Origin of the sequence: Sulfurimicrobium lacus, assembly GCF_011764585.1 — a bacterium.
Lineage (GTDB): Bacteria > Pseudomonadota > Gammaproteobacteria > Burkholderiales > Sulfuricellaceae > Sulfurimicrobium > Sulfurimicrobium lacus.
The window spans coordinates 3211591-3232022 of sequence record NZ_AP022853.1 but is presented as its reverse complement, the minus strand read 5'-3'; the positions used below and the strand labels follow the sequence as shown (position 1 = coordinate 3232022).

Genomic DNA, 20432 nt, shown 5'->3' with positions numbered 1-20432 from the left:
GCAACGGGGTTACCAGTTACCACCCCGGTTACCACCCGAAACCAGTTACCACCCCATTGATGACCCGCCCACTGTGGCGGGCTTTTGCATTCCTATGATCGAAACCCTGCGCGTCGAGTACCGGAAGGTCGAGACGCTGATCCCCTTTGCGCGTAATCCCCGCACGCATTCCGATGCGCAGGTGGCGAAACTCGCGGCCAGCATTGTCGAATTCGGTTGGACCAATCCCGTCCTGGTAGATGGGAGCCAGGGAATCATTGCGGGCCACGGTCGTCTGGCTGCCGCGCGCAAGTTGGGGCTGGCCGAAGTGCCGGTCATCGAACTGGGTCACCTCACGCTGGCGCAAAAGCGTGCTTACGTAATCGCAGACAACCGCCTGGCGCTCGACGCCGGGTGGGATGAGGAAATGCTGGCGATTGAACTGGCCGAGTTATCCGAGTCGGGTTACGACCTGACGCTCACCGGATTCACCAACGACGAGATCGAGGAACTACTGGTCGATGCCGAGGCCGGTGCGGGCACCGATGACTCGACTGACACCAGCGAGGATGCGGCTGACGATGTACCTGATGCACCGGTCAATCCAGTCTCGCGTTCCGGCGACGTCTGGCAACTGGGTGCGCACCGAGTAATTTGCGGTGATGCCGCCGACGCCACTGTGGTCACTGCGCTGATGGCCGGCGACACAGCAGTCCTTTGCTTCACGTCGCCGCCATATGGCAACCAGCGGGACTACACGAACACCATCATTGATTGGGATGCCCTGATGCGTGGCGTATTCAATCAATTGCCGATGGCGGCCAATGGCCAGGTGCTGGTCAATCTCGGATTGATTCACCGCGAGCAGGAAGTCATCCCCTACTGGGATGGCTGGCTCGACTGGATGCGCACCCAAGGCTGGCGGCGCTTCGCCTGGTACGTCTGGGACCAGGGGCCGGGATTGCCCGGCGACTGGAATGGCCGGCTGGCACCCGCCTTCGAATTCGTCTTCCACTTCAACCGAAAGGACTCAGAGCCGCGTCGCCCGAACAAGATCGTGCCCTGCATCTACGCAGGCCGCGACACCCATCTACGCGGTGACGGCACCAGTGCCGGCGGCATGCGCAACAAGGATGGCAGCAAGACGGCCTGGAACCATGTGGGCCAGGTGACCCAGGAGACCAAGATTCCGGATTCCGTGATTCGTCTCATGCGGCACAAGGGCAAGATCGGACAGGACATCGATCACCCGGCCGTGTTCCCGGTGGCGTTGCCACAGCATGTTTTGGAAACCTATACCGATGCTGGCGATATCGTGTTCGAACCGTTCTGCGGCTCTGGCACCGCGCTCCTCGCGGCGCAGCGTACTGGTCGGGTGGTTCGGGCCACCGAGGTTGCACCAGAGTATGTCGATGTGACGGTCAAACGCTTCCAGCAGAATTTTCCGGAGGTGCCAGTCACGCTCGTGGCCACTGGTCAGACCTTTGATGCGGTCGTCACTGAACGATTGGGAGCACCGGCATGACGATCTCGTGGCTCGCCGACAAGATCGAACAGTGGCCGACCGCCAAGCTCGTGCCCTATGCGCGGAACGCGCGCACGCACTCGGATGCACAAGTGGCTCAGATCGCTGCCTCGATCGCCGAGTTCGGATTCGCCAATCCGATCCTGGCTGGTAGCGACGGGGTCATCGTGGCCGGGCATGGCCGTTTGGCTGCCGCACAGAAACTTGGCATCGCTACGGTGCCGGTCGTGGTGCTCGACCATTTAACGCCGACCCAGCGTCGCGCCCTGGTGATCGCGGATAACCGCATCGCCGAGAACGCAGGCTGGGACGACGCCATGCTGCAGGTCGAACTGGCCGCGCTCCAGGACGACAGCTTCGATCTGTCCTTGACCGGCTTCGATGCCGATGCGCTTGCCGATCTCCTCGCCGGCGAAGAGACGACGACCGAGGGGCAGACCGATGAGGATTCTGTTCCCGAAGCCGGCCCGTCGATAACGCGCCCGGGTGATGTCTGGCTCTGCGGCAACCACCGCGTGATCTGTGGTGACTCGACGGACGCCAGCACCTACGAGGCGCTGATGGCCGGCGAGACTGCCGACATGGTGTTCACCGATCCACCCTACAACGTGGACTATGCCAATACCGCCAAGGACAAGATGCGGGGAACGGATCGACCGATCCTGAACGACAACCTCGGCGCTGGTTTTCACGACTTCCTGTTGGCGGCACTGACGCCCACGTTGGCCCACTGCCGTGGTGGCATCTACGTGGCGATGTCCTCCTCCGAACTCGATGTGCTGCAGTCTGCTTTTCGTACAGCAGGTGGCAAGTGGTCGACGTTCATCATCTGGGCGAAGCACACCTTCACGCTCGGGCATGCCGACTATCAGCGGCAGTTTGAGCCGATCCTGTACGGCTGGCCAGCCGAAGGAACCCGGCACTGGTGCGGTGCGCGTGACCAGGGTGACGTCTGGAACATCAAGAAGCCGCACAAGAATGATCTGCACCCGACAATGAAGCCGGTTGAGTTGGTCGAACGTGCGGTGCGAAATTCCAGTCGACCGGGTGACATCGTGCTGGATTCGTTCGGCGGCTCGGGCACAACCATGATTGCGTCCGAGAAGTCAGACCGCAAGGCCCGGCTGATCGAACTGGATCCGAAGTACGTCGATGTGATTGTGCGCCGTTGGCAAGACTATGCCGGGGCGCAGGCCACCCGCCAGTCGGACGGGGTGGCGTTTGATGCCCTGGTGTCAGAACCGGGTGGTCTTGAAAACCGTGAAGCCGTTGGGCGTGTGGCGAACGAAACGTAGCCACATACCGTTCCCGCTTCGCTCGGCAGTGACCCAGAGGTCGTTGGTGCCGGAGATGCGGATTTCCTGGCCGGGTTCGAGGCCGGTGATGCGTTGGTCGAGGGTGGTCGTCATTGCGCTCTCCTTTATGCCATCTCGTAGCCGGCGCGCTCAAGGCGCGATGCATCGGCCGGGGTCACCACCCAATACTCGCCGCGCTCACCGTCGTGGTCACCCAGGACGAGGCGCATCGGGTAGGTGGCGCGGTTCGCAAAACTCGAGGCGTTGGCCAGGGTGTTGAACCGAAACATCGTGCTCTTGATCAGGTTCTTGAGGGTGCTGGTGGTCATTTTTTTCTCCTGCGGGTTGATCGTTGCGACACCCGTAGTAACGCGCTGTTCGATTGAGAAGCCAAGCGGAAGATTGAACTATCTTCTCTCTTCTTGCTTGGCTTGTCATTGGCCTAGCGGCGACCCGTAACGGCGGCCAGTTTGCTGCGCGCCGAGTCGGTCTGCCACCGGCACGGGCCGGTGCCGGATTTGGCTTCGGCATTCCATCGCGCGAGGATCTCAGCGTCCGTCCAGCCCTTGGCGGTGAGGTAAGCGTAGTCGTCGGCATCGTAGTTGGCATGCTGCTGGAGGGCGTCGTTGGTTTGCATGATGTTCTCCTTCGGGTTGATTGTTGCGACACCGGTATGAACGCGCTATTCCATCAGGAAGCCAAGCTGTTCTCGGCCACTTCGCAATCTATTTGAATCAATCTCAGTTGAGAATTTCGAAGCTCCCCGGGCCGTTGCCCTCATCGTCAGAGAGCAGGAGGATCGTTCGCGTCGAGCCATCCGGCAGTGTGACGACAAAACCGAAAAATTCGTTCTCCGCCGCGTCGTCATGCGGACCGGTTCTGGCGAGGGCAGAAATTGTTCCGCCAACCAGTGGTCGAAGTTGACTGAGGTGAAAGTTGGTTGCTGAATTCACGTTGCTCTCCTGTGTTGATGACGATTGTATGAACGCGCTGTTCAATCAGGAAGCCAAGCTCTTTAGTTCATGGCGGCGCGACGCACCTCGGTGAGTTTGGCGATGACGTCCTCGGTGAAATTGAAGCCATCAAGGCGACTCAGTCCCTCACGCTCAAGGATGCGCCAGCGGGCGCCATCGCTTTCCGCTCGGCGTAACTCGTCGCCGACTTGATGGAGGTAGAGGTTCTCCTCCTCGGTGAGTTGGCGCGGTTGCACTTTGAGGTCTTCCAGGATGGTGATGAGTTTCAACATGACGGCGGCTCCTGATCAAGCAATCCGATAAACGCGGTCGTTGCCCTCAGCCTTTTCCGATGCCAGGTTGAGGCCCAGTTTCTTCTTGAATGCGCCGGCAAAGGTGCCGCGCACCGTGTGCGCCTGCCAGCCAGTGGCATCCATGATCTGCTGGATTGTCGCGCCCTCGGGGCGTTGCAACATTTGGATCACGGTGGCCTGCTTGCTGTTGTCGCGGGTGCGGGGTTTCCCCTCGACGCCGACCTTGATCAGTTGCTTGGCCGCCACCTGTTTTTCTTGCGCCCAGTGGGCCTCTGCCGCCGACACGGCGGCCTCGACCTCGGGGTCGGGATGAGTACTGGCCAGCGTGGGTCGTGCAAGACCAAGGGCGTCGTAGCCCTCGGCGGCCACAAACCAGTCCTGGCCACCGTTGCTGGTGATGAGGGCCTTGTTGAACAGCCCGGCAATGACTTTCTGACGGGCCCCGCCTTTGACGTTGTCAGGGAACCAGGTGATTCGGCCCTCGGGTTGATTGGCCGCGTGCTCGAGAACCTGGCGCTGGGTGTCGGTGAGTTTGATGTCGGTGGTCATGGTGATCTCCTTGAGTGGTGTTGATGGTGATTGGATGAACGCGCTGTTTGAAACGGAAGCCAAGCGTTATCTCGCCGACTTCCGACTTATTTATGTGGCGTTGGCAATTTCTTGCTCGGTGGCCTTCGGAAGCGACGCGCCCAATTCCGCACCCGCCTTGAACGCTGCCTCGAGGGCATCGCGCAAGCGCCAGACCGCAACGTCATGGAAGTCGAGGCGGTCCGACTTTTGGGTTTCCAGGGTGTCGATGTCCAGGTGCTTTTGGGCGATCAGGGTCAGGATGTTGTCGATCTGGCTCATGGTGATTTCCTTTGGGTGACGTTGATGGTGATTGCATGAACGCGCTGTTCGAGAGCGAAGCCAAGCTCTTTCTGCGTGGCTTCGGCGATTCATTTGCGAGCGTCCTGCAGCACCCGGATTCCTTCGTGCGCGAGGGTCAACGCGGCGGTTTGAAACGCGATGTGTGCTACCCCCGGTGCGTCACGCGCGTCGTCAAGGAGTTCATCGACCACTGACCGGGACTTGACCCGCATCGCAGCGCAAGCGGCGTCGAGTTGCTCGGTGGTGGCGATCCGCACGTCCGGGTAAAGACGAATCAGCAAGGTCAAGGCGGTATCGCCGAGTTTCTTGCCCAGGGTGTCGATGGGGTTGGCGTTCATGTGTGTCTCCTTGCGACGTTGGTGATGGTGATTGCATGAACGCGCTGTTAAGGAGGAAAGCCAAGCGGGGAATCGCATCTGTTGGAGAACATCTGCGCCCGGCTTGATGTAAATCATGGGTCTGTCGATTCGCGCTTACGCCCGGCATCGCGGCGTCTCTCACGTTGCCGTTAAGAAGGCCATCGACACAGGCCGGATTAGCCAAGGGACAGATGGCACGATCGATCCGGAGCAAGCCGATCGGGAGTGGGAACAGAACACCGCGTCACCGCGCAAGGCCTCGGCAACGCCAAAGGTCGCGGCCGCAACAAAATCACCCCGCTCGGTCGCTCAAGAACCAGCGGCCGAATCGCCGACGCCGACACTCTCTACCGGTGGCACCTCGCTTTTGCAGGCGCGCACGGTCAACGAGGTCGTCAAAGCGCAGACCAACAAGGTGCGCCTGGCGCGGCTCAAAGGTGATCTGGTTGATCGCTCGCAGGCCATCGCCCATGTGTTTCGATTGGCCCGCACTGAACGCGATGCCTGGCTTAACTGGCCAGCACGCATCTCGGCGCAAATGGCCGCAAAACTCGAAGTGGATGCCCATGCCTTGCATGTCGCGATCGAGGCGGCTGTGCGTGAGCACTTGATGGAGTTAGGCGAACTGCGCGCCCGGGTGGATTGATGGACACGGACTACGATGGCGAACTCGATATCGAGCGTGCCTGGCGCGAAGGTCTGATTCCGGATCCACTACTCTCGGTCTCGGAGTGGTCGGATCGGCATCGGATGCTGTCCTCCAAGGCATCCAGTGAGCCGGGGCGCTGGCGCACCAGCCGCACGCCGTACCTGAAGGCCATCATGGATTGCTTGTCGCCAACCTCGCCGGTCGAGCGGGTGGTGTTCATGAAGGCAGCCCAGTTGGGTGCGACCGAGATGGGCAGCAACTGGATCGGCTACGTGATCCATCACGCGCCCGGCCCGATGATGGCGGTCTGGCCAACGGTGGAGATGGCCAAGCGCAACTCCAAGCAGCGAATCGATCCGCTGATCGAAGAGTCAGCCATCCTCAAGGAACTGATTGCGCCGGCACGCAGCCGCGATTCGGGTAACACGATTCTGGCGAAGGAATTTCGCGGCGGAGTCCTGGTAATGACCGGGGCCAACAGCGCCGTGGGGCTGCGGTCGATGCCGGTGCGTTACCTCTTTCTCGACGAGGTCGATGGGTATCCGATCGACGTCGATGGTGAGGGGAGCGCGGTGGCCTTGGCCGAGGCCCGCACCCGCACCTTTGCGCGCCGAAAGATTTTCATCGTATCAACGCCAACGATTGCTGGCGTCAGCACTATCGAACGCGAATATGAAGCCAGTGATCAACGTCGCTACTTCGTGCCGTGCCCGCACTGTGGGCATCGGCAGTGGTTGCGCTTCGAGCAATTGCGCTGGGAGCGTGACGAAAGCGGTAATCGGCCCGACACGGCTGCCTACGTCTGCGAGTCCTGCGAGGTACCGATTCCTGAGCATCACAAGACGTGGATGCTGGAACACGGTGAATGGCGGGCAATGGCTGAAGTACCCAGCAAGACCGCCGGCTTCCATTTGTCGAGCCTGTACAGCCCGATTGGTTGGCGTAACTGGCGGGAAATCGCCGCCGCATGGGAGAGTGCCATCAGCAAGGAAGCCGGATCGGCCGCCGCCATCAAGACGTTCAAGAACACTGAACTCGGTGAAACGTGGGTCGAGGAAGGCGAAGCGCCCGACTGGCAGCGCCTGCTGGAACGACGCGAAGACTACCGGATGGGATCCATTCCCGATGGTGGATTGCTCCTGACCGGTGGTGGCGACGTTCAGAAGGACCGCATCGAAGCCTCCGTCTGGGCGTTCGGGCGTGGCAAGGCTTCATGGCTTGTCGAGCACCGGGTGCTGATGGGCGATACCGCGCGACCCGAGGTCTGGAATCAGTTGGCTCGCCTGCTGGAGGAAACCTGGACGCATGCCTCCGGGGCATCGGTACCGCTGGTGCGCTTCGCGCTGGATACCGGCTTTGCCACTCAGGAAGCCTATACCTTCGTGCGCGCGGTGCGGGATTCTCGCGTGATGGCGGTCAAAGGTGTGGCGCGTGGGGCGGCACTGGTCGGCACCCCGACGGCGGTTGATGCGACAACCGGCGGCAAGAAACTACGCCGGGGCATCAAGGTGTTCTCGGTCGCGGGTGGTATTGCCAAACTGGAGTTCTACAACAACCTGCGCAAGTCAGCCGATGTGGCAGACGATGGTGTGACCACGATCTATCCAGTGGGCTTTGTGCATCTACCGAAGGTCGACGCTGAGTTCATCCAGCAACTCTGCGCCGAGCAACTGGTGACCCGGCGTGACCGCAACGGCTTCGCGATTCGCGAGTGGCAGAAGATGCGCGAGCGTAACGAGGCACTGGACTGCTACGTCTATGCCCGCGCGGCGGCCGCCGCATCGGGCCTCGACCGCTTCGAAGAACGCCACTGGCGAGAACTGGAAAAACAACTCGGACTGGCCCCGCCACCCGATCTGACCAACAACGAACCTGAACCCGAGGCCACCCAACGAGGTGGCCTCGCTGTTTCTGACAACCGGAGGCCAACTCGTCGCCTGGTGCGCAGCCGCTGGCTTACGTAACCAACTCGCCACTTAGCGGAGCGCCATGTCGCTGCAAGCCCAGATCCTCAGCTTCGTCGAACGCGTTGCCGAAAAGTTTGCCGGCGTCGATGCGCGGATCGGCGGCATCGACCAGTTGGACACACTGGACAAGTCGAATCTGGTCACCGCGATCAACGAACTGGCCGCCCGGGGAAATGGCGGGAGCACCAGTGGCGGCGTGGCCTATACGCACTTGCAGTCCCAGGCCAACACGGTCTGGACGATCAATCACAACCTCGGCATGCGGCCCGCCGTGACGATTCTGGACACCGGCGGCAATGAGGTCGAGGCCGATGTCGTGCACACAAGCTTCAACCAACTCGTCATTCGCTTTGCGATTCCAGTTGCCGGGATCGCTCGTCTTACCTGATCACCTGAAAGGAAAACCTCCATGTCTCGCAAGCAACTCTCTGATCTCGATTTTGGCGGCGTCGCCCGCATCCGCAATCTTCCGGCCCCGGTCAATCCCGACGAACCGGTACGCCAGCAGGATCTCAACTCGGCGGTTGAGGGCTTGGCGTGGAAGGACTCGTGCCGGGTGGCGAGTCAGGCCAACGTGAACCTCTCCTCGCCGGGTGCATCGATCGACGGCATCACGCTCACGGTCGGCGACCGCATCCTGGTCAAGGCCCAGACCGTCGGATCGGAAAACGGTCTCTACATCTGGAACGGCGCGGCGGTGGCCATGACGCGCAGTCTTGACGCCTCGACCAGTAACGAGCTGGAACAAGCAGTCACCACGGTCGAGGAAGGCACGTCGGCGGGCACGAGCTGGCGGCAGTCGGTCGTCAATTTCGTGCTCGACACCGGGTCGGTGACCTGGTTGCAGTTCGGTGCCGCGATCGGCGCGGCCTCGGAAACCAGTTCTGGCATAGCCGAAATCGCGACGCAGGCCGAAACCGATGGTGGCACCGACGATCTGCGTTTCGTTACGCCCCTGAAGCTCAATACCTGGGCCAACAAAACCCGTCGCGCGCAGGCAACCATTGGCGACGGCAGCGCCACGCAGTTCGACGTCAATCACAACTTTGCGACGCGCGATGTCCTCGTTCAGGTCTATCAAGCCTCCGGCAACTACGAGCAGGTGAACTGCGACGTGAGTCTGCCCACGACCAATTCGGCACGACTCAACTTCGCCGCCGCGCCGGCCAGCAATGCCTACCGTGTCGTGGTGATGGGGTAATCGGTGAAGGACTTGGCCTACCGGGCAGCCCCGGTCGTCTCCGTGCTGCCAGCCGCCTCAGCCGCACTAGCCGGAGTCATTGCGCGGCTGTCCACCGACAACAAGCCGTACTGGTGCGATGGCACGGCGTGGGTCGACATGACCCTGCTCGGTAGCGCCGATACGCGCTTGACGACTGCCCGCCTTGCGGCCGATGTCACCAACAACACGACGACCCTGGCCAACGTCACCGGACTTGCGATCGCGCTGGCAGCCAACAGCACCTACGCGATCGATGCTCAGGTGATGTTCCAGACGGCTGAGACCACCACCGGCATTCGACTCACCCAGACGGTGCCCACAGGTGCCACCGTGGTGGCGCAGTGGAGCACGCCGACATCACTCACGGCATCCACGCTGGCAAACCAGCGGGCGGTTGATGTCGGGGCAGCCACCACGGCCATCGATACGGCGAATGCCAACACGCTGGCCAGGGGCTCGATTCTGGTGGTGACCGGGGCTACGGCGGGAAATCTGCAAATCTGCTTCGCCTCCGAGGTCGCCGCCTCCAATGCCGTGGTCAAGGCCGGCAGCAATCTCGTAGCCACCAAGGTCGCCTAGAAAATCATGGCCTATACGGAAGAACAACTCAGCGCCCTCGAAGCCGCGCTGGCCAAGGGCGAGAAGCGCGTCACCTTCGGAGACAAAACGGTCGAGTACCGCTCTGTCGAGGAGCTACGCCAAGCCATCTTCGAAGTCGAACGCGGCCTCTACGAGCAAGCGGCTGACACCGGTCTGTGGCCCCGCGCACCCCGGCAGATCCGGGTCACTACGTCGAAGGGCACGTGATGCGCTTGTTCAAAACCTTTCGCAGCATGGGCCGCAAACTCTTCGGCGGCTCGCCCACCTACGATGGGGTTGGCGGCGGTCGTCGGGCACTGGCCTGGTCGGTCGGCAATCCGGGCGCAGTCGCCGCGATGCTCTTCACCCAGCACGAACTGCGGGCCAAGAGCCGTGATCTGGTGCGTCGCAATGCGTGGGCCAATTCGGCGCTCGAGTCCTACGTGGCCAACGCCATCGGTACCGGCATCAAGCCGCAATCGATGGTGCAGGAGGCAACGATACGCGAAGCCATCCAGGCACTGTGGTGCGATTGGACTGTCGACGCCGATGCCGCAGGACTCACCGACTTCTACGGACTGCAGGCGCTGGCCTGTCGGGCGATGCTCGAAGGTGGCGAAGCCCTGGTGCGGCTGCGTTATCGCCGACCCGAAGATGGACTGCCGGTGGCGCTGCAACTTCAGGTACTGGAAGCCGAGCATCTGCCGGTGACACTCAACACCACGGCAGAAAACGGAAACCTGATCCGTGCCGGCATCGAGTTCGACCGGCTTGGACGGCGCGTGGCCTACCACCTCTACCGATCGCACCCCGAGGACGGCATGCTGGCCCCGATGTCGGGTGACGGCGGGCTTACCACTGTGCGTGTCGATGCCACCGAGATCATTCACCTTTTCCGGGCACTGCGCCCGGGACAGATTCGCGGCGAGCCGTGGCTGGCGCGAGCACTCGTCAAACTGAACGAACTCGACCAATACGACGACGCCGAACTGGTACGCAAGAAGACCGCCGCGATGTTTGCCGGTTTTGTGACACGCCTCGCTCCCGAGGACAACCTGCTCGGTGAAGGATTGTCCGACCCCAACGGCGTGGCGCTCGCGGGTCTCGAGCCCGGTACTATGCAGATTCTGGAACCGGGTGAAGACATCAAGTTCTCGCAGCCAGCGGATGTCGGCGGTTCCTACTCGGAATTCCTGCGCATGCAGTTTCGCGCGGTGGCGGCGGCGATGGGTGTCACCTACGAGCAACTGACCGGGGATCTCACTCAAGTCAATTACTCCTCGATCCGGGCCGGGCTGCTGGAGTTTCGCCGCCGTGTCGAAGCCTTGCAGCATGGCGTGATCGTCCATCAACTGTGCCGTCCGATCTGGCAAGCCTGGATGGCACAAGCCGTTCTCGAAGGCGCACTCACGCTGACGGGCTATGCCCGGGACGGGACTGCCAAGCGCCGTGAGTACCAGGCCGTCAAATGGATTCCCCAAGGCTGGCAGTGGGTGGATCCCTTGAAGGAGGCTGATGCCATGAAAGCGGCGATTCGCTCGGGCCTCATGTCCCGTTCGGAAGCCATCTCGGCCAACGGCTACGACGCCGAGGACGTGGATCGCGAAATCGCCGCTGACAACGCCCGGGCGGATGCCTTCGGTCTGGTCTTCGATTCCGACCCGCGTCACGAATTGCCGACGCCGGCACCAGTGGTCCAGCCACCCGATTCTCAACCGCAAGGAAACTGAAATGCAGCTACCGCACCTGGCGTCCCGTCTGTACGGGACGCCGCTCCTTGTCGCCCGTTCCAAACTCGACATCATCCTGGCGGTGTTGGGTGATCGGATCGGCTGGCCATCACCATCAGCCGGCCTGCCGATTCCGCCGCCACGTGGTCTTCCCGATGCGCCGCCCGGCATTGCCGTGATTCCCGTCTACGGCACGCTGGTTCGGCGCTCGCTCGGCATGGAAGCGGCGTCCGGGCTCACGTCCTATGGCGAGATCAGCGCGATGCTCGACGCTGCCCTGGCCGACCCGAGTGTCACCGGCATCCTGCTCGATGTGGATTCCCCCGGTGGTGAAGCCGGTGGCGTGTTCGAACTCGCCGGGCGGGTGCGTGCCGTCGATGCGGTGAAACCGGTCTGGTCGATTGCCTCTGACTCGGCATTCTCGGCGGCCTACGCCATTGCCTCAGCGGCGTCGCGGGTTTATGTGACGCAGACCGCCGGGGTCGGCTCGATTGGCGTCATCGCCATGCACGTCGATCAGTCGGCGCGTGACGCTCAGGAGGGCTATCGCTACACCGCCATCACTGCCGGCGACCAGAAGAACGATTTTTCGCCCCACCAACCGCTGGACAAAGAGGCTTCTGCACGACTGCAGACCGAGGTGGACCGGCTCTACGGCATCTTCGTCGATCACGTGGCAGTGATGCGCAACCTCGAATCACGTTTCGTTCGCTCCACCCAAGCCGGCCTGTACTTCGGCCCCGAAGCCGTGACTGCAGGGCTCGCCGATGCGCAAGGCAGCTTCGATACCGTCCTCGCTGACTTTAGTTCGTTTCTCACGGCACGTCGCTCGCGGAATGCGGCGGCCCACAGCCTGTCCGTTTCCGCGCCATCTCAACTGGAGATTCCTATGAAACTCGAAACACCCGACGTCCCCGTTGCACCCGAAGCACCGACTCTTCCACCGACGCAATCGCCTGCCGAATCGACGGCCGAATCGTCGTCCACAGCGACGACCGATGACGTTGTCGACGATGCCGTCAAAACCGCGACTCAGGCGGCCCGCGCCGATGCTCTGGCGATTGCGGAACTCTGCCAACTGGCAGGTCAGCCGCAGCGCATTGCGACCTTCCTCGCCGAAGGCGCCAGCGAATCTCAAGTGCGACGGGTCTTGCTGGCCTCGCGTGCCGAGAGCCCCGAGATCACTTCGGTGATCCATCCCGATGCAGCCACCACGGCGGCATCTCCCGAGCAAAACCTGCTCATGAAAGCCGTCAAGAAACTCACAGGAAAGGACTGACCCATGAATGCCATCAACGAACCCCTCAATCTCGGCAATCTCCTGAAGTACGAAGAGGATTGCCTCAACTACTCCCGCGAGCAGGTCACCGTCGCATCCGGGCAGAACCTAGAACTCGGTGCAGTCGTCGGCCGCGTCACGGCCACCGGCAAGCTGAAGCGCTTTGATCCGGTCGCCACTGATGGCACCGAAGACGTCGCTGGCATTCTGCTGGGTGCGATCGATGCCACTCTGATCCAGCGCGACGACGCCTTGCTGCTCGCTCGGCACGCCATCGTTGCTTCGCACGCCGTGGCCTGGCCTGCCGGCATTGCCGCCGAGCAGAAGGCTGCAGCCATCGCCGCCCTCGAAGCGCGCGGCATCCTCATCCGTCAATCCGCCTAAGGAAATCATCACCATGAACAATGTGTTCAACACCCCGGCTTTCTCGATGGCGGCCCTCACGTCCGCCATCAATATCATTCCCAACCGCTACGGTCGCATGGAAGCACTCAACCTGTTTCCGGCCAAACCCGTGCGCACCCGGCAGGTCATCGTCGAAGAGCAAAACGGGGTGCTCAACCTGCTGCCCTCGATGCCGCCGGGGTCGCCCGGCACGGTTGGCGCACGTGGCAAGCGCACCGTGCGATCCTTCGTCATTCCCCACATCCCGCACGACGATGTGGTGTTGCCCGAGGAAGTCCAGGGCATCCGCGCCTTCGGCTCGGAAACCGAGATGGAGTCCGTGGCCGGTGTCATGGCGCGGCATCTGGAAACCATGCGCAACAAGCATTCGATCACACTGGAGCACCTGCGTATGGGCGCGCTCAAGGGCGTCATTCTGGATGCCGATGGCTCGGTGATCTACGACCTCTACGACGAGTTCGGCATCACTCCGGCCACGGTCAATTTCGAACTCGCCGTCGCCGGCACTAACGTCAAGAAGAAGTGCGCCGATGTGCTGCGCCACCTCGAGGACAACCTTAAAGGTGAGTTCATGACCGGCATCCACTGCCTGTGCTCGCCGGAGTTCTTCGATGCCCTGACCGACCACGCCAAGGTGAAGGACGCTTACACGTACTGGCAGCAAGGTGCCGTGCTGATCAACGACATGCGTGCCGGTTTCACCTTCGGTGGCGTGACCTTCGAGGAGTATCGCGGCCAGGCTACGGATGCCACGGGTGCGACGCGTCGCTTCATCGCGGCGGGTGAAGCACATTGCTTCCCGATCGGCACGGTGGACACCTTCAGCACCTACTTTGCACCGGCTGATTTCAACGAAACCGCGAACACACTGGGCCAGCCGCTGTACGCCAAGCAGGAACCCCGCAAGTTCGATCGCGGCACCGATCTGCATACCCAAGCGAATCCGCTGCCGATGTGCCATCGCCCGGGTGTGCTGGTGAAGCTCACAGCGGCCTGACACCGATGAACGTCGCCGACCTGTACGACGCTGCCGCGCGCTGCGGACTGCTGACCACCGTAAAGGTGGGTGCGGTCACGGTGCAGGCGGCGTTTCGTGCGCCGGATGACAGTGTGCTTGATGGGCTGGCGCTCTCACGTGACTACCAGATCGAATACCCGAGCGAGCGTCTGACGCTGAGCCAGGGCGATGCGGTAGAGATCGCTGGCCAGTCCTACCGGGTGCGCGAAGTGCGCCAGATTCGGGATGGTTCCGAGTCGGTAGCAACCTTGTCGAGGTTGTGATGCAAAGCATCCGGGAACAGATCATTCAAACCGTGGTGGCGAGGCTCTCCCCTGTTGCCTCGGCACAGGGAGCGACGATCCGTCGCCAGCCCACTGTGCCGTCCGATCGGGCGCAAATGCCTGCGCTCCTTGTCTTCCCAGAATCGGAAGCGGTACGCCGCGTCAATGATCGTACCGAGCGGGAACTGGTGATTCGCATCGTGGCGCTGGCAACGGGAACAGCGACGGAACTCCCTGAGCCCGTAGTAGATCGCCTGATGACCGCCGCACACGCCGCGCTGTTGGCCGACGTAACCCTCAGTGGCCTGGCGCTGGGGATGGAAGAAACCGACACCGACTGGCAGCAAGACGACTCCGACATGGACGTGGCGGCACTGCCATCCCGCTACCGCGTCACCTACCGCACGCTGGCCCACGACCTCACCCAGAAAGGATAACCCCATGTCGCAAATTGAACTTCTCAAGATCCACACCCATGCCGGCGTCGAGCATGACGTTGGAACCATCATCGATGTCGATGACGGCACGGCGAATTGGCTCATCGAGCACGGCGTTGGCCAGGCCGCCACGTCTGCCGAGCCCCGGCGCTCGCGCCACAACGAAGCAACCCCCGCATCTCCGATTCCCTCAACCAAGGAGTAACACCACATGACCTATTTCTCTGGACAAGGACGCGTATTCATCGGTTCGCGTGACACCAGCGGCAATCCGCAAGGCCTCACCTTCGTCGGCAACGTCCCCGACCTCAAGGTGTCACTCTCGGTCGAAACCCTGGAGCATCAGGAATCCCAATCCGGCCAGCGACTGACCGATCTTCAACTCATCAAGACCAAGAAGGGCGAGTTTGCCTGCACCCTGGAAGAACTCATCCAGTCGAACCTGGAACTCGCCCTTTACGGCTCCACCACGACCGTGACCACGGGCACGGTGACCGACGAGCCGGTGATCGCGGCGGCGGAACTCAGCAAGCTCTATCTGCTCGGCAAGCAAAACGTCTCCACAGTCGTGGTGAAGGCAGGAGCGACCACCGTGGCGGCGGGCAAATACACGGTCAACGCCAAGCACGGTTCGATCATGTTTACTGACATCACCGGCGTCACGGGAGCCATCGCGGCCAGTTACAGCTATGGGGCTGCCAGCGTCACAGCGATGTTTACGCAGCCTCTGCCCGAGCGTTGGGTTCGCTTCGAAGGTTTGAACACGGCGGACGCCAACAAGGAAGTCGTGATCGACCTCTACCGGGTGGCCATCAATCCGGCGAAGGACTTGTCGGTTATCAGCGCGGACCTGATGAAGTTCGAACTCTCCGGTCAAGTGTTGGCTGATCTGACCAAGGCGGCTGCGGGCGCGCTTGGCCAGTTTGGCCGCATCGTCCTGTTGTGATGATGAGCGACACCTTTGCAGCCCTGCCGCCGGTGCCGGTGTCACTCGTCATCGGCTGCGAACGTCTCGAACTCACACCGCTCAGGGTCGGCGACGTGCCGGCCTTCGCTCGCGCCGTGCAGCCGGTGGCGGCCAGTCTGTCGGCCTCTCCCGACTGGCTGGCGCTTCTGGCTCTGCACGGCGAAGCGGTGATCGACGCGGTCGCCATCGCCAGTCGTCGCCCGTCCGAATGGGTGACGAGTCTGGCGCTCGACGATGCAGTGCGTTTGGCAGAAGCGGTATTCGAGGTGAATGCCGATTTTTTTATCCAGCGCGTGCTGCCGAGCCTGACCGAGGCGGCGACGCGGGTAAGCCAAACCCTGGGAGCCAGGATCCCTGGAGCGATGCAGTCCAGCGACTGATTGATGCCGGGCATGCCTACGCCAGCATCCTGAATTACACCCTGGCGCAGGTCGATGCCTTCATCGCCGCAATCGATCGGCAGGAGTCGCGGCGTCTGGCGAATCTCCTGTCGGTCGTGAGTGTTGGGGCACAAGGCAGCAGCGATGCCATCAAGAAGTTCATGAGGCGCCTTGATGCTTAAGATTTCCCTGACCACTTCCGGCCTGCTCGACAAATCCACGCTCGAGGCCTGGACGCGACAAAAGCAGGCCGCTATTCACAAGGCTGTGGCCACGGGCATGCAAGCCGGCGGCAAGTCGGTGGCCGATGTCGTGCGCAGCAAAATGAAGTCCGATTTCACGGTCAAGAAAGCGGCCTTCGTGAATTCATTGCGCGCCAAGGTCTACGACCGTGACAAGGACAAACTGCCCGCAGTTCTCATCGGCTCGAAGATTCCGTGGCTGGGTATCCATGTCCGGGGCGGAACCCTCTCCGGGCGGATGCTGATTCCGCTGACCGAGGAAGGTCGTCGCATCGGTCGGCGTGCCTTCAAACGTGTCATTGATGCCCTGATTCGTTCCGGCAATGCGTACTTCATTCAGAAGGGCGGTCGCGTCATCTTGATGGCCGAGAACCTGCGCGAGAACGCGTCGTCGCTGGCGCGATTCAAGCGGGCCGAACGCAAACGCACAGGCACCAAGAGCGTGAAGCGCGGCCAGGAAATCCCGATCGCCGTCCTGGTGCCCAACGTGACGCTGAAACGGCGCTTCGATCTGGCCGGCGTGGTACGGGGCCAGTTGCCCGTCCTCGCCCGAGCCATTGAAACGCAACTCTCCAAGATTTAGGACCCGAGCCACCCGTGACCCAAGACCGCGCACAACTGCTGATTACTGCCGTCGATCAAACCCGATCGGCCTTCGATTCGATTCGCGGCAACCTCGCCAAACTCGGCGACGAGTCGAACCGGGTCAAAGGACTGCTGGCAGGCCTGGGCGTTTCTCTGTCGGTAGCCGGGTTCGCTGCCATGATCAAAGGTGCCATCGACGCGGCCGATCATCTCAACAAGCTCTCGCAGAAAATCGGCATCTCGGTGGAAGCGCTGTCGACCTTGCGCTTTGCCGCGCAGTTGTCGGACGTCAGCCTGGAGTCGCTGCAAAAAGGCATCAAGAGCCTGTCGCAGAATATCACCGAGGCCAATACCGGCATCGGTGATGGCGCGCAGCTGTTCCAGGCACTCGGCATCTCCGTCAAGAATGCCGATGGCAGCATGAAGTCCACCGAGGATGTGCTGCTGCAGGTGGCCAACGTCTTCGCCAATCTGGAAGATGGTGCGGTCAAGACAGCGCTTGCCGTCAAGATCTTCGGCAAGAGTGGCATGGACATGATTCCGTTCCTGAACCAGGGGGCGGCCGGCATCAATCAACTCACGGCGGAAGCCGAACGCCTGGGTTTGAAGCTCACCACCGAAACGGCGCGTTCGGCGGAAGCGTTCAACGACAATCTCACGGCACTCAAAGCCTCGTCGTCGGCACTTGGCATCACGCTGGCCCGCGATTTCCTGCCCGAACTCATCAACATCACGAATGCCATGCGCGAGGCGGCGAACGACTCGGGCAAGTTGAAGGCTATGTGGGTGGGTCTGGGCGGGGTCGGCAATCTCCTGTTCAACGGGACCGAAATCAAGCAGGCACGTGACGAGGTCGCGCGCATTCAGGAATTGGTCGATTCGACCCGCAAGAAGGTCGATACCGGCAAAGCGCCGGTGCCGTTCATGCCCTTCGATGTGAAGTTCAACGAAGGCGCGATGGCAACGCTCAGGAAGAACCTCGCGCAATGGGAGCAGGAACTGGCGGCGTCGAAGCAGCGGCTCGATGCGCTGACCAGCCCCAAGCGTCCGGACGAGAAGTCACCGACCGGCAAACCAACCGAGGACATGCAGCGCATCGCCTGCGTCGTGTCGGGCGGCCAGTGGGTCAATGGCAAGTGCGAAAAGAAGTCCGCCGAGGGTGCGGAGAAGGACGCCACTGGCGCAAAACTCGCCGTGGTCAAAGCACAGGCCGAGTCCGAATTCAAAGTGCTGAAGGAAGGGCTCGATCTTCAGAAAGCAACCCTCGATCGTTCGCTCGACGACCGCCTGGTGTCCGTGCGCGACTACTACGCCCGCAAGACACAGATCGAGCAGCAGGCCATCGACCAGGAACTCACGGCAAAGCAGCAGGAACTGAGCGCGCAATCGGCGGTGGCCGTCGGCGGCAAGGATGAAGCGCAGCGCCTGCGCGCCAAAGCCGAGGTGAAGAAACTCGAGGGCGAGATCACCGTGCTCAACATGAAGCGCGGCGAAGTCGAGATCGCCAACGCGCATGCTGCGGCCAAGGCCGAGAAGGAACTGGCGGACGAGTTGGCCCGTGTGCGCGACCGCATGGCCGAGATCCGTGGCGGGGCCGGCGGCGATGTCACCCGGACCCGCCTCGAACGCGAATACCAGCCCCTGATCGAAAAACTGCAACGCATGGGCGACACCACGGGTGCTGCCGATGTCGGCCGTCTGATCAACGTCGAAGCGGACATGGCGGAACTGGCAAAACTCGAACGCCAGTATCAGAACGTCACCGACCGCATGAGCATTCGCGAACGGGAACTCCAGGTGCAGAAGGATGCCGGGATGATTACCGAGGCGCAGATGCGGCGCGAGGTGCTGACGGTGCACCAACAGACCGCCACCGAAGTGGAAGGCATGATCCCCAAGATGCAGGCCCTCGCCGCCGCGACGGGTTCAGAGGAAGCCATCAACCGGGTCGCTCGGCTCAAGGTGGAAGTGGCGGGTCTCAAGACCGTGGCCGATGACGTGGCCACACGCATCAACGGCGACGTCGAGAACGCCTTCGCGACGATGTTCGAACAGATCGGGTCGGGTGCGAAATCGGCCTCCGACGCGTTTGGTGATTTTGCCCGCTCGGTGCTCTCGGCCATCAACCGTATCGCCGCGCAGAAGATCGCCGAGGAACTCTTTGGTGGCATGACCAAAGGCGGCACGGGCGGCTTGGGCGGTTTGGTCTCCGGCCTCTTCAAGTGGGCAGGATTCGCTGGTGGCGGGTATGTCACCGGCCCCGGTACTACCACCAGTGACTCCATTCCGGCACGTCTCTCCACCGGCGAATACGTGCTGCGGGCGGATGCTGTGCGCCGCGTCGGTGTTGATTTCCTGCATGCCTTGAATGGTGGCCTATCGGCGCCCCGATGGAGTGGGCAACGACTGGCCTTCGCTGACGGTGGCCTGGTGCCGGCGGTATCGCCAGCGCCTAACGCTGCGCCCTCGCAATCGGTGCGCATCGTGAATGTCATCGACCCTGGCATGGCTGGCGACTATCTCAATTCGGCCGCCGGAGAAAAAACCATTCTCAACGTCCTTTCCCGTAACGGCTCTGCCGTGCGCGAATTACTGAGGTAAGCCATGGCTTTTACCAGTGGCACTGCCACCGACTATCTCGATCTGCTGAACCGCCTCAAGCAGTTTGTCACTCAGGACATGCTGCCAGCCAACGAGCGCTGGTCGGTGCTGCGCTGGGTACCGGGACCGCCGGCGGAATTGGTGCTGCAAGGGCCCGGGTTGGCGGGAACCGATCAGGTCAACGTTGGCATCCTGTCAGAAGCCGGAGCCGACTATGGCAACTGGAAACTCCGTGGCTTCGTTGGCTGGAACGCGGCGCAGACGTTCGACGGGCAGTACAACCCGGGCGGTCCGTTCTACGCACTCCTCATGGCCTCCGCCATGCCGTACTGGATCGTGGCCAATGGCCGGCGCATCGTCATGGTGGCCAAGACTGGCACCTATTACGAAATGATGCACCTGGGACTTTTCCTGCCCTATGCCACGCCAGGACAGTACCCGTACCCCCTGTTGATCGGTGGCACCTATAACGGGTCGACGCGCTGGAGCAATTCCTACCAATACCGCAATCACCTGCCCAAGTCGTCGGGCTATTCGGGCGCGTATTACGCGCCGACCGGGGTCTGGACGGGCGTGTCGGCAATGTGGCCGAGCAGTTGGGGCGGAACCATGCGCGAATGTCCGGACGGATCTTATCCGCTGCTGCCATTTATCCACATTGGGCTGGGCGAGATGGACGGCTGCTACGCCGTGCCGGGTTACGCCAACGCGGCCGAGAACATTATCAATGTCGGTGGCGTTGATCACCTGGTGGTACAGGATGTCTTTCGCACCGGGTACAGCGACTACTGGGCCTTGAAGCTCGCGTGAGGT

The 20432-nt window shown here is 61.9% G+C and carries 28 protein-coding genes; 20 read left to right on the top strand and 8 right to left on the bottom strand.

All coding sequences use genetic code 11. The features are described from left to right. The first annotated feature begins 94 nt into the window (after positions 1-94). Both SKTS_RS15690 and SKTS_RS15685 read left to right on the top strand, forming a co-directional pair. Positions 95-1504 (top strand): site-specific DNA-methyltransferase, encoded by a 1410-nt coding sequence (locus SKTS_RS15690; protein WP_244617367.1) that lies wholly within the window; start codon positions 95-97, stop codon positions 1502-1504. Beyond that, a complete protein-coding gene (locus SKTS_RS15685; protein WP_173067141.1) occupies positions 1501-2799 on the top strand; it encodes a site-specific DNA-methyltransferase in 1299 nt (432 codons plus the stop codon). The genes SKTS_RS15690 and SKTS_RS15685 overlap by 4 nt, the downstream gene beginning before the upstream one ends. On the opposite strand, the gene SKTS_RS15680 is transcribed toward SKTS_RS15685, so the two are convergent. From SKTS_RS15680 to SKTS_RS15645, 8 genes are all read right to left on the bottom strand, one after another. Next, positions 2740-2913: a hypothetical protein gene (locus tag SKTS_RS15680; RefSeq protein ID WP_173067138.1), complete on the bottom strand. Its 174-nt coding sequence runs from the start codon at positions 2911-2913 to the stop codon at positions 2740-2742. The genes SKTS_RS15685 and SKTS_RS15680 overlap by 60 nt on opposite strands. An 11-nt stretch (positions 2914-2924) precedes the next feature. After that, on the bottom strand, positions 2925-3128 hold the full coding sequence (locus tag SKTS_RS15675) for a hypothetical protein (protein WP_173067135.1): 204 nt from the start codon (positions 3126-3128) through the stop codon (positions 2925-2927). Between the two features lie 113 nt (positions 3129-3241). Next, positions 3242-3436, bottom strand: a complete 195-nt coding sequence (locus SKTS_RS15670) for a hypothetical protein (RefSeq protein WP_173067132.1) — start codon at positions 3434-3436, stop codon at positions 3242-3244. 103 nt (positions 3437-3539) lie between these two features. Beyond that, positions 3540-3752 (bottom strand): hypothetical protein, encoded by a 213-nt coding sequence (locus tag SKTS_RS15665; RefSeq protein ID WP_173067129.1) that lies wholly within the window; start codon positions 3750-3752, stop codon positions 3540-3542. Positions 3753-3814: 62 nt separating this feature from the next. After that, a complete protein-coding gene (locus tag SKTS_RS15660; protein ID WP_173067126.1) occupies positions 3815-4045 on the bottom strand; it encodes a hypothetical protein in 231 nt (76 codons plus the stop codon). Between the two features lie 15 nt (positions 4046-4060). After that, on the bottom strand, positions 4061-4615 hold the full coding sequence (locus SKTS_RS15655; protein ID WP_173067123.1) for a DUF3489 domain-containing protein: 555 nt from the start codon (positions 4613-4615) through the stop codon (positions 4061-4063). A 90-nt stretch (positions 4616-4705) separates the two neighbouring features. Next, complete coding sequence (locus SKTS_RS15650; RefSeq protein ID WP_173067120.1) at positions 4706-4915, bottom strand: DUF6900 domain-containing protein; 210 nt, start codon at positions 4913-4915, stop codon at positions 4706-4708. A gap of 89 nt (positions 4916-5004) precedes the next feature. Further along, positions 5005-5274, bottom strand: coding sequence for a hypothetical protein (locus tag SKTS_RS15645; RefSeq protein WP_173067117.1), 270 nt, complete (start codon positions 5272-5274; stop codon positions 5005-5007). Between the two features lie 115 nt (positions 5275-5389). On the opposite strand from SKTS_RS15645, the gene SKTS_RS15640 reads away from it, so the two are divergent. The 18 genes from SKTS_RS15640 (at position 5390) to SKTS_RS15555 (ending at position 20429) form a co-directional block, all read left to right on the top strand. After that, positions 5390-5941 (top strand): elements of external origin, encoded by a 552-nt coding sequence (locus SKTS_RS15640; RefSeq protein WP_173067114.1) that lies wholly within the window; start codon positions 5390-5392, stop codon positions 5939-5941. After that, complete coding sequence (locus SKTS_RS15635; RefSeq protein WP_173067112.1) at positions 5941-7908, top strand: phage terminase large subunit family protein; 1968 nt, start codon at positions 5941-5943, stop codon at positions 7906-7908. Before SKTS_RS15640 ends, SKTS_RS15635 begins: the two co-directional genes overlap by 1 nt. Positions 7909-7933: 25 nt before the next feature. Next, positions 7934-8299, top strand: a complete 366-nt coding sequence (locus SKTS_RS15630) for a hypothetical protein (RefSeq protein ID WP_173067109.1) — start codon at positions 7934-7936, stop codon at positions 8297-8299. A gap of 21 nt (positions 8300-8320) precedes the next feature. Further along, positions 8321-9112 (top strand): hypothetical protein, encoded by a 792-nt coding sequence (locus SKTS_RS15625; protein WP_173067106.1) that lies wholly within the window; start codon positions 8321-8323, stop codon positions 9110-9112. A 3-nt stretch (positions 9113-9115) separates the two neighbouring features. Then, entirely contained in the window at positions 9116-9712 is a 597-nt protein-coding gene (locus SKTS_RS15620) for a hypothetical protein (RefSeq protein WP_173067103.1), read from the top strand. Positions 9713-9718: 6 nt separating this feature from the next. Then, a complete protein-coding gene (locus SKTS_RS15615; RefSeq protein ID WP_173067100.1) occupies positions 9719-9940 on the top strand; it encodes a phage head-tail joining protein in 222 nt (73 codons plus the stop codon). Continuing rightward, positions 9940-11442 (top strand): phage portal protein, encoded by a 1503-nt coding sequence (locus SKTS_RS15610; protein ID WP_173067098.1) that lies wholly within the window; start codon positions 9940-9942, stop codon positions 11440-11442. Before SKTS_RS15615 ends, SKTS_RS15610 begins: the two co-directional genes overlap by 1 nt. Position 11443: 1 nt before the next feature. Beyond that, positions 11444-12721 (top strand): S49 family peptidase, encoded by a 1278-nt coding sequence (locus SKTS_RS15605; RefSeq protein WP_173067095.1) that lies wholly within the window; start codon positions 11444-11446, stop codon positions 12719-12721. A 3-nt stretch (positions 12722-12724) separates the two neighbouring features. Then, positions 12725-13105, top strand: coding sequence for a head decoration protein (locus SKTS_RS15600; protein ID WP_173067093.1), 381 nt, complete (start codon positions 12725-12727; stop codon positions 13103-13105). Between the two features lie 13 nt (positions 13106-13118). Further along, positions 13119-14123, top strand: a complete 1005-nt coding sequence (locus SKTS_RS15595; RefSeq protein WP_173067090.1) for a major capsid protein — start codon at positions 13119-13121, stop codon at positions 14121-14123. Next, a complete protein-coding gene (locus SKTS_RS15590) occupies positions 14081-14407 on the top strand; it encodes a head-tail joining protein (protein ID WP_244617366.1) in 327 nt (108 codons plus the stop codon). Before SKTS_RS15595 ends, SKTS_RS15590 begins: the two co-directional genes overlap by 43 nt. After that, a complete protein-coding gene (locus SKTS_RS15585; protein ID WP_173067087.1) occupies positions 14407-14844 on the top strand; it encodes a hypothetical protein in 438 nt (145 codons plus the stop codon). The genes SKTS_RS15590 and SKTS_RS15585 overlap by 1 nt, the downstream gene beginning before the upstream one ends. A 4-nt stretch (positions 14845-14848) precedes the next feature. After that, the gene (locus SKTS_RS15580; RefSeq protein ID WP_173067084.1) at positions 14849-15049 is read left to right on the top strand and encodes a DUF7210 family protein; all 201 of its coding nucleotides are present in this window, start codon (positions 14849-14851) and stop codon (positions 15047-15049) included. Between the two features lie 6 nt (positions 15050-15055). Continuing rightward, positions 15056-15790: a phage tail tube protein gene (locus SKTS_RS15575; protein WP_173067081.1), complete on the top strand. Its 735-nt coding sequence runs from the start codon at positions 15056-15058 to the stop codon at positions 15788-15790. Between the two features lie 2 nt (positions 15791-15792). Beyond that, positions 15793-16191, top strand: a complete 399-nt coding sequence (locus tag SKTS_RS15570; protein ID WP_198420377.1) for a hypothetical protein — start codon at positions 15793-15795, stop codon at positions 16189-16191. Positions 16192-16365: 174 nt separating this feature from the next. Further along, positions 16366-17016, top strand: a complete 651-nt coding sequence (locus tag SKTS_RS15565) for a DUF6441 family protein (protein WP_173067078.1) — start codon at positions 16366-16368, stop codon at positions 17014-17016. Between the two features lie 14 nt (positions 17017-17030). Continuing rightward, a complete protein-coding gene (locus tag SKTS_RS15560; protein ID WP_173067075.1) occupies positions 17031-19619 on the top strand; it encodes a hypothetical protein in 2589 nt (862 codons plus the stop codon). Positions 19620-19622: 3 nt separating this feature from the next. Then, complete coding sequence (locus SKTS_RS15555; protein WP_173067072.1) at positions 19623-20429, top strand: hypothetical protein; 807 nt, start codon at positions 19623-19625, stop codon at positions 20427-20429. Positions 20430-20432 lie beyond the last annotated feature (3 nt).